At 34.4% G+C, this 8,226-nt stretch carries 8 protein-coding genes; all 8 read left to right on the top strand.

Annotated elements, in window-relative coordinates:
* Positions 1-30 precede the first annotated feature (30 nt).
* Positions 31-612 (top strand): class D sortase, LPxTATN-specific, encoded by a 582-nt coding sequence (srtD, locus tag BKO01S_RS19055; RefSeq protein WP_066058029.1) that lies wholly within the window; start codon positions 31-33, stop codon positions 610-612.
* A 506-nt stretch (positions 613-1,118) separates the two neighbouring features.
* The gene (gene cpaB / locus BKO01S_RS19060; RefSeq protein WP_066058032.1) at positions 1,119-1,841 is read left to right on the top strand and encodes a Flp pilus assembly protein CpaB; all 723 of its coding nucleotides are present in this window, start codon (positions 1,119-1,121) and stop codon (positions 1,839-1,841) included.
* A 31-nt stretch (positions 1,842-1,872) separates the two neighbouring features.
* A complete protein-coding gene (locus BKO01S_RS19065) occupies positions 1,873-3,120 on the top strand; it encodes a CpaE/TadZ family protein (protein ID WP_066058037.1) in 1,248 nt (415 codons plus the stop codon).
* Entirely contained in the window at positions 3,117-4,508 is a 1,392-nt protein-coding gene (locus BKO01S_RS19070) for a TadA family conjugal transfer-associated ATPase (protein ID WP_066058042.1), read from the top strand. Before BKO01S_RS19065 ends, BKO01S_RS19070 begins: the two co-directional genes overlap by 4 nt.
* Entirely contained in the window at positions 4,505-5,425 is a 921-nt protein-coding gene (locus tag BKO01S_RS19075) for a type II secretion system F family protein (RefSeq protein ID WP_066058045.1), read from the top strand. Before BKO01S_RS19070 ends, BKO01S_RS19075 begins: the two co-directional genes overlap by 4 nt.
* Before the next feature lie 13 nt (positions 5,426-5,438).
* Positions 5,439-6,332, top strand: coding sequence for a type II secretion system F family protein (locus BKO01S_RS19080; protein WP_066058049.1), 894 nt, complete (start codon positions 5,439-5,441; stop codon positions 6,330-6,332).
* 18 nt (positions 6,333-6,350) lie between these two features.
* Positions 6,351-7,250: a hypothetical protein gene (locus BKO01S_RS19085; protein WP_066058052.1), complete on the top strand. Its 900-nt coding sequence runs from the start codon at positions 6,351-6,353 to the stop codon at positions 7,248-7,250.
* Between the two features lie 56 nt (positions 7,251-7,306).
* The coding region (locus tag BKO01S_RS19090) for a hypothetical protein (RefSeq protein WP_157077420.1) at positions 7,307-8,226 on the top strand (920 nt) is incomplete at its 3' end.

The raw sequence follows: 8,226 nt of genomic DNA on the forward strand, positions 1-8,226 counted from the left end.
ATAATATTGGTGAATTTTGTTAAAGGGGGATTGGTTAATATTAAATACCTTACATATCTTTTCATTCTCTTAGGATTAGGGATTACTGGTTATGCAGGATATCAGATACTGCATTCGAATATACAAGCAGAACGATCATTAGAGGAAGCAAAGCAAGTTGTGGATCAACAGGAAGGACCGGTGAACGAGACTCCTTTTGAACCGGTAGATGGAGAAGTGGTTGGGCTACTATCCTTACCAAAGATAGAGTCAGAGTTAGCGATTGTCGAAGGAACGGATCCAGATGAACTCGCTAAGGGAGTGGGGCATTACAAAGGGTCATTTTATCCTGAGCAAGGCGGGCAAATCGTCTTATCTGGTCACCGTGATACGGTATTTAAACGAGTAGGGGAGCTCGAGCTTGGTGATGAGCTCGTCATGAAAATGCCGTATGGAGAAGTAACGTATGAGATTGTGAATACAAAAATTGTTGATGCTGATGATACAAGCATTATCACTTTGCAGGATCAAGAGGAGGAGCTAATTCTCACCACATGTTATCCATTTGGGTATGTTGGGGATGCGACTGAGCGGTATATTATTTATGCGTATAAGAAGGGAGATCATTTCTAAAGAGTTTATAGAACTTCAGTATAATGCCTAGGTTTCTTTCATTTATGTCTCGGAAGATGATTTATTAGTATTCGGTCTCTATGTATGGATCACAGCTGATTTAAATACTTTGTTACTATAACGTACCATCATTTCTTTGGTTTCATAGTTTTTATTATTAGTTTTGCAAGGTTTTATCTAATTCTAAATAAAATAAGCACGTATATTACATAAAAATTCAAGATGATGGAAAAAGCTTATATCTTTTTTCTTAGAAATTATATGGGAAATTTTAAGAGATTGTAGATTATTTTGGCAGACTCTTATATAATTCAAAAAGGAAAATAGTAACCATAATAAAGGATTATTGTAAAAATATTGAAGTGTTCTAAGTTAACTAGTATATAAGTGAATTAAGTGTTCTAGCTATTAATGGCTAATAAAAACAACTAATCTATCAATTAAAGGACTTTCTAATGTAAATTTCTTTATATTATTAGATTAAATGACTGATGGAGTGACGAAGTATGTTTTTTAAATTAAGTTGGAGAATTATTCTTATTATTCTTAGTGCTGGAGCTATAGCCTTTTCTACCTATTCTTATTTAGACTCGCTTCAACAAACAGTAAAGGTAGTTGTTGCAGCAAATGATATCCCTGCTCACTCTGATATTACTGATGATATGTTGGAGGAAATCGAAGTGGAAGTAAACTCAGCAGAAAAGCTGCTTAATAAACCTGCACCAGATAAGGAATCTATAATAGGTGGAATTTCTTTAAAGAATATTCCTGCAGGACAACCGATTGAAATGGACCCTGATAATATTATTTTCCCTGAGAATCGCAAGTTGTACTTAAATTCTAGCGGTAAAGTAGATAGCACGCATTTTATTCCAAAGGATAAAAGGTTACTGACAGTAGCATTAGAGCCACAAGCATCAGTTAACAATCTTATTGAACAAGGAGATTGGGTTGATGTTATTTATACATCTAAGGCATCTGAAAACAATCAAAATTTCGCTAATATGGTCCTACAACAAGTAGAAGTGTTTGATGTCGAAAAAATTGAATTAGATGATAATAGTACTAGTAAAACAGGGGTAATCCAGCATGTTACCTTACTCGTCAGTGCTCAGGAGGCCACAATACTTACTCTAGCCAAACGTCAAGGTAGTATTGATTTAGTATTAAATCCTTGGAATGGTGAGAAGGAGCAAACTCTTCCAGTAACGGAAAATGTATTACAATAACCAGCTTTTTAAATAGATGAGGATGAAAATAATGGACACTAACTTAATTCCAGGAATGAAGAATCATATAGTTAGAATTGGTTTAATTGAAAAAAACACGTCCTATAGGAACGACATTGTAAATTATTATAAACAGTATCAACAACCTATAAATGTTGTTTTTCATAGTGATTCTATGGACTTGTTATCAGATGTAGACCCTGAAAATATTGATGTACTATTAATTAATATGGAGTTTATTGAAACAATCCCTGAAGGGGTAAATCTGTTATTTAAACGAGGATTTCACAAAATTATCCTTATTATTGAGGAAATGGCAGAGTTATCTACTTATGATCAAAGAGACTCTGTGGAATTGCTTTATAAATACACTCCTTATGACCTAATAACACAAAAAATATTCTCACTAAAGTTTGATTTCAATGAAAAACTAATTAATTTCATACCTAATGAATTAGCAGAATCTTTAAATCATGTTAAAAAGGTCGTTTTTTATTCTCCAAGGGGAGGAGTAGGCAAAACAACCTTGGCGATTAACACGGCTTCTCAGCTTGCATTGAAAGGAAAAAAGGTTTTATTGATTGATTTTTCTATATTTGGAAGTGTGTCTGTCGTATTTAACCTTCCTCGAAATAAAAGTATGGCTGAAGCACTTGGAATACTAGAACAAAAAACATATAATCCCGATGCTCTGGAAAAAGCCATTATAGATTCGATAATTGAAGTTGATCTCCACAATGAAAAAAAACTTTCTGTCTTAGCAGCTGCTTCATACATTAAAATGGGGAATCTAACTTTGGAAATGACTGACAAAATTTTAGAAATTGTGGAAAGTTACGATTTTGACGCTATAATATGTGACACCTCAACAGAGTTAACTCACAAAAACATTTCTCTTATTAGTTGGGCCACTGACATTTTTCTAATTACTGTGCCGGATGTTTTAGTGAACTGGCAATTGGTTTCTGTTAAAGAGTTACTTCAAAAGTTAAAACATCCCCTGCAATCACATTTTTTAATTATAAATAAATCTAATCCAAGCTATTCTATCGGAAGTAAGGAAATTGAGACAGTACTATCAATGCAGGTAAAAGAAGAAATACCCGATGTGGATTTGCAAATACAGAACTTTTTAAATAGAGGTAGATTAATTAGTAATAATCCACAATTGAAGGTTCACAAATATTTTAGACGAGTAGCTCACTCAATATTTCCTATATTCTCCAACAAAGAACTAGGAAGAGCAAAAACTTTTTCATTTTTCGGGAGGAAGAAATGAGAATAGAAGAAGCCATAAAAAAAAAGCAAGTATCTCAGATTGATGGAAATGAGAATGCAGTTATACTTGCCCATACACTAGATAAGAAAGTGGATGACCTAAAATATATTGTAAGACAAGATATTTTAGCTAAGTTTGGGGAAGATCCAGAATTACTTAATAAAGCAGAGATGCTCAAACAGCTTACTTGGAGATTGCTAGAGGAGAAATATGAGAGCACTCACATTGATCTACTTTTAACTACGGATGAGAAAAGAATCATTGCTGAAGACATTGTTCGTAACTTAGTGGGCTTTGGTGTTATTGACTCATTGATTAAAGATAAAGAAATTACGGAAATAATGATTAATGGAATGAAGGAAATTTTTATTGAGAAAAATGGACGAATCTCAAGATCTTATACCAATGAAGGTACTCCAATACAGTTTGAATCGGAGAGAGAAATATTAAATTTAGTTGAGAAAATAGTTGCTCCTATCAATAGAAAAATAGATGAAAGTAATCCAATCGTAGATGCTCGTCTTCCCGATGGGTCTCGTGTCAATGTTGTTATTAGGCCGGTCTCTCTAAATGGCCCTATAGTTACAATAAGAAAATTTCCTGAAAACCCCTATTCTATGGAAGAACTTGTACAGCTCGGAGCCCTTGATGAGGAAGTAGCCCAATGGTTATCTCATATGGTAAAGGCAAGATATAATATTATTGTTTCTGGAGGTACAGGTTCTGGAAAGACAACTTTCTTGAATGCCCTAAGCATGTACATACCAGATCATGAACGTGTAATTACAGTAGAAGATGCAGCAGAACTGAAGGTTTCGCATATTGAAAACTTAGTAAGGTTAGAAACTAGGCCCCCAAATATAGAAAATAAAGGGATGATCACAATTCGTGATTTAGTACGAACAGCTTTACGTATGCGTCCAGATCGTATTGTGGTGGGAGAGGTTCGATCTGGAGAAGCCTTAGATATGCTTCAAGCTATGAACACAGGTCATGATGGGTCTTTAACGACAGGTCATGCTAACTCCTCAATCGATATGTTATCAAGGTTGGAAACTATGGTTTTAATGTCTGGTTTAGATCTCCCCCTCTCAGCAATTAGAAGACAAATTTCCTCTGCTGTCGAGTTTATTGTTCATTTAGGAAGATTAAGGGATGGAACGAGGAAGGTCATTCAGATCTCAGAGGTTAGAGGGGTAAAAGATGGTGAAGTAGAATGTGTTGAGTTATTTAAATGGAGAACCAACCATACTGGGGAAAACGGAAAGATTTATGGAAGGCTAGAGTCAACTAACCAATTCATAGAACAGGAAGAAAAATGGGAAGCGATGGGCTTTAATCACTCTATTAATGATATTTTGAATAAAAGGATTCTGATGAGATCATGATTTTAACCTATCTATGTATCTTAATTTCAGTATATGTAATACTACGTTCTTTTTATGAATTAGTACATTTACTGGTTCACCAAAACGTTCCTCAAAAAAAATTACTACTAAATTACTTTAATAGGCTGCAAAATCGTGAAAGAAAAAAAGGTATTTTAATCGAAAAAATTAAAAATTTGGTTTTTAAAAATGAGGATGGTCAAAAAACTAATTGGGTGCTAGTTTTATTAATTTGTATAGGATGTACACTCTTTGGTTTTATCCTTTTTCAAAGTGTGTTTTATACAATATTAAGTGGTTGTTTAGGATTGCTATATCCAAGAATGGTACAGAAGAAAAAAAGAGAGAAGTTACAAGAGGCTTTTGTATTACAGTTTCGAGATGCTATTTTATCTATCTCAAATTCACTTAAAGCAGGTAATTCATTACAAATTGCATTGTTAAGGTGCGAAAATGACTTGCATAAGCAGATTGGAAGGCAAAAGCTAAAGCCACTTTTGTTAGAAATGAAAAAATTAAATAATGATATCAAATTTGGTCTAACAGTAGAAGAAGCGCTACTAAGATTTAAGGAAAAAAATACTTATGAAGAGGTACAGCAATTTATTGATGCAACTTTAATAACCAAATCAAAAGGCGGAAACTTAACAGAAGTGATTGATAACATAAGCCAGATGATCAGCGACAAAATTACCATTCAGCAGGAAATAAAATTGGCTACTGCCTCTAAGAGAGCGGAAGCGGGGATTTTAACTTTTATGCCTTTACTTCTAGTTTTTTTATTAATGTTATTTAACCCTTCCTACTTGGCTCCTATGTATCAAACATGGTTTGGGACAACCTTATTGTTTATAGCGGCACTTATGCTTATTTTGAATTATTATGTTGCACGTGCAATTACTTCTATTAAGATCTAGTGGGTGAGTAAAAATGCTTATATTGATCGCAGTACTAACATTTTTGTTAGTATGTGTTACCTTTTTACCTTTTAATATGTTGAAGGTATATAAACTGAAGAGGCGTTTTAACTTTCAATCAGTTAAGGAAGGAATACCCTTAAATAAATCGGGATTAGTCAAAAAAATTAGTAAGAATGTGGGAAATCTATTATTGTTTTTTAATTTACAGATGAGTCAGCGACAGAAGCAAAATTTAGTAGAAAAACTGACAGAAGCAGCGTTAATTAGTAGGTGGACCCCAATGGATATATATAGTCTCCAGCTGGTCTTACCAATATGTATAAGTCTTTTTTATATTTTCTTAGCACTTGTTAATGGAGACCCGATATTTTACTATTTTGCACTGTTTCTCTCACCCCTATCTTATTTCCTACCGAGTATCTGGTTAACTAATCAAGTTAGAAAGCGTAAAGAAAATATAAGCAGCGAACTGCCACATTATATTAATTCAATCGCTATCATGTGTGAGGCTGGACTGAACTTATTTCCAGCAATCAAAGAAGTTTCGGAGAGGAAAAATGGAGTATTATCAGATGAGCTAAACCAAGTGTTATACGAAGTTTCCTTAGGTACACCTCAGTCAGAAGCTTTAGAGCAAATGGCCGAGCGATGTCAATCAGACGAAATGAGCCGGTTTGTTTCAATAGTTAATCAGACTCTTGAGAGGGGATCAGCAGGCATTACAAATATTTTGAGGCAACAGGCAGCTGAAGTATGGGAAAGACGAAAGAAAAGGGCACAGGAAATGGGTGCTAAAGCGTCAGCTAAGTTATTCTTCCCTCTAATGTTACTTGCCTTTCCTGCTACTATAATTTTTATCCTGGGACCTGTACTACTGGAAGTGGCAAAATTTATACTTAGCTAAAATTAGGAGATGGTAGATATGAAAATACCAATAATGGAACCAGCTTCTGGAGTTTACTTAGAAGCGGTAAAAAAGTATAAAAGGTTTGGTCAAATCACATTAATGAGTGCATTCTATTTGCTGAATGGAAGGAAGTATAAGTTAGTAGGAACATATAACAATGGGCCATTTGGTTTGTCCTTTACTTCAGATTTATCTAAGTTCATCGTTGTTGAAGAAAACGGAACAGTCGTAACGGATTATGAGTTATCTAAAAAAGCCCTAGCTATATATCATACAATGTACACTCTTTGGAAGGCAGAACAACATATTCGGTCTGGTGTAGATGAATCCTTCCGATTTGTGGGAGATTTGGTTGAAGACCCTAATAAATTCGTAGAGATATTAGCCCCTGTTATGCAAGGGAGGAGAAGGGAAAAGGAAGTATATATAGGATCCTTTAAGAAATTTTTTGAGTATTTAGAAATAAGTGATCAAACTGGGCAAATCTTTAAGAATTTATCTATGAGTCTAATAAATCCACTTGAAAGTGCGTTAAACAGAAGGAATGTTAGCGAGGAAACGTATATTAGGGCCAAAAGCTTATTATTAGATTTTGTTAGATGTTCAGATAATAGAACTAGTGCATTACTTGGAATATCAGACTGTTTATTCTCGATACAGGTAATATTAGAGGATGCTAAGAAAGACAGTAATATTAACTCCCCAAGCATCAGTAAAACGATTGATAAAGTAATGGAAACAGTTTCATTATTTGAGGGGGCTATTAAAGATACAGTTATGAATCAAGTGAAAAATCATAATAGAAGTAATATAGACGAAATAATAGAAATAACCCATAAAAGGATGAACACAGAGGATTTTATTATAGATGATACAAATGAATCAATGTTAACAAAATGGCCACTAAGGGGGTGAGAAAAATGTAGGTTGATTTAAAGAATTGAAGAAATATAATTTTGGAGGTGTAAGTTGTGCAAAAAAAACGGGAGAGGTACTTTGCTGCAGCAATTTTATCACTAATAGTTTTTACTTGGAGTTCTTTATTTATTACAGGAACTCCTGTCGTAATAGCAGCAGAAAAACCAAAACCTGAGCAAAAAGAAAATAAGAATTTAGATAATGTGTTAACGGGTGTGAAAGTTGGAAATGGTGTAGTTGGTACACAGATTGCCAGTGTAGACTTACTGCTAAATACTCCAACCAGTACAAGTGGGAAAATAACACAGACTGGGCTTCTCTTAACGGCAGGTTCAAAGATTATTGGAGATGCAACAGGAAATAAGGTATTTGAAGGTGTTGGTGACCTTGGTGATGGTGCAAGTAAAATAATTGAATTAAATCAAACATATAAACAATCCTATACGTTAATAGATAGCTCACCATCAAGTAGTAAAATTAGAACCTATTTTAACTCAGCTAAAACTACTTTTACTAAGCCAGTACTGACGCTTTCCAATGGTAGTAGGAATTGGCAATTATACAAAAATGAATATGGAGTAGCTCGAGGGTTAAAAAATATATCAAAAGATGTCTGGAAGGCTTCACCGGTTTTAAGCAAGGTGCTTGCTCCTCTTGCAGTAATCGGGGGAACTGTAGATCTAGTTGAAGGGTTTACAAAAAAAGGTTTCTGGAACAAAACAGAGAAATTTACTTCAGCAGCTTCTAACTTCCTTGCAGTTGCTGGGTTATTAGCAGCTGGAACGGCTGCAGCACCGTTCTTAATAACTGGAGCAGTGGTTTTAGGTGTAGGGTCATTAGCTATTAAGTATCGCAAAGAAATAGGAAATGCTGCAAAGAAAGCATGGAACTTTACAAAAAATACAGCCATAAAAGCCTATAGCTTTGCTAAAAAAGTAAGAAGCAGTGTAAAGAAAACAACAGTGAAAGCAGC

The sequence above is a fragment of the Robertmurraya korlensis NBRC 107688 genome, from assembly GCF_001591645.1.
Taxonomy (GTDB): domain Bacteria; phylum Bacillota; class Bacilli; order Bacillales; family Cytobacillaceae; genus Robertmurraya_A.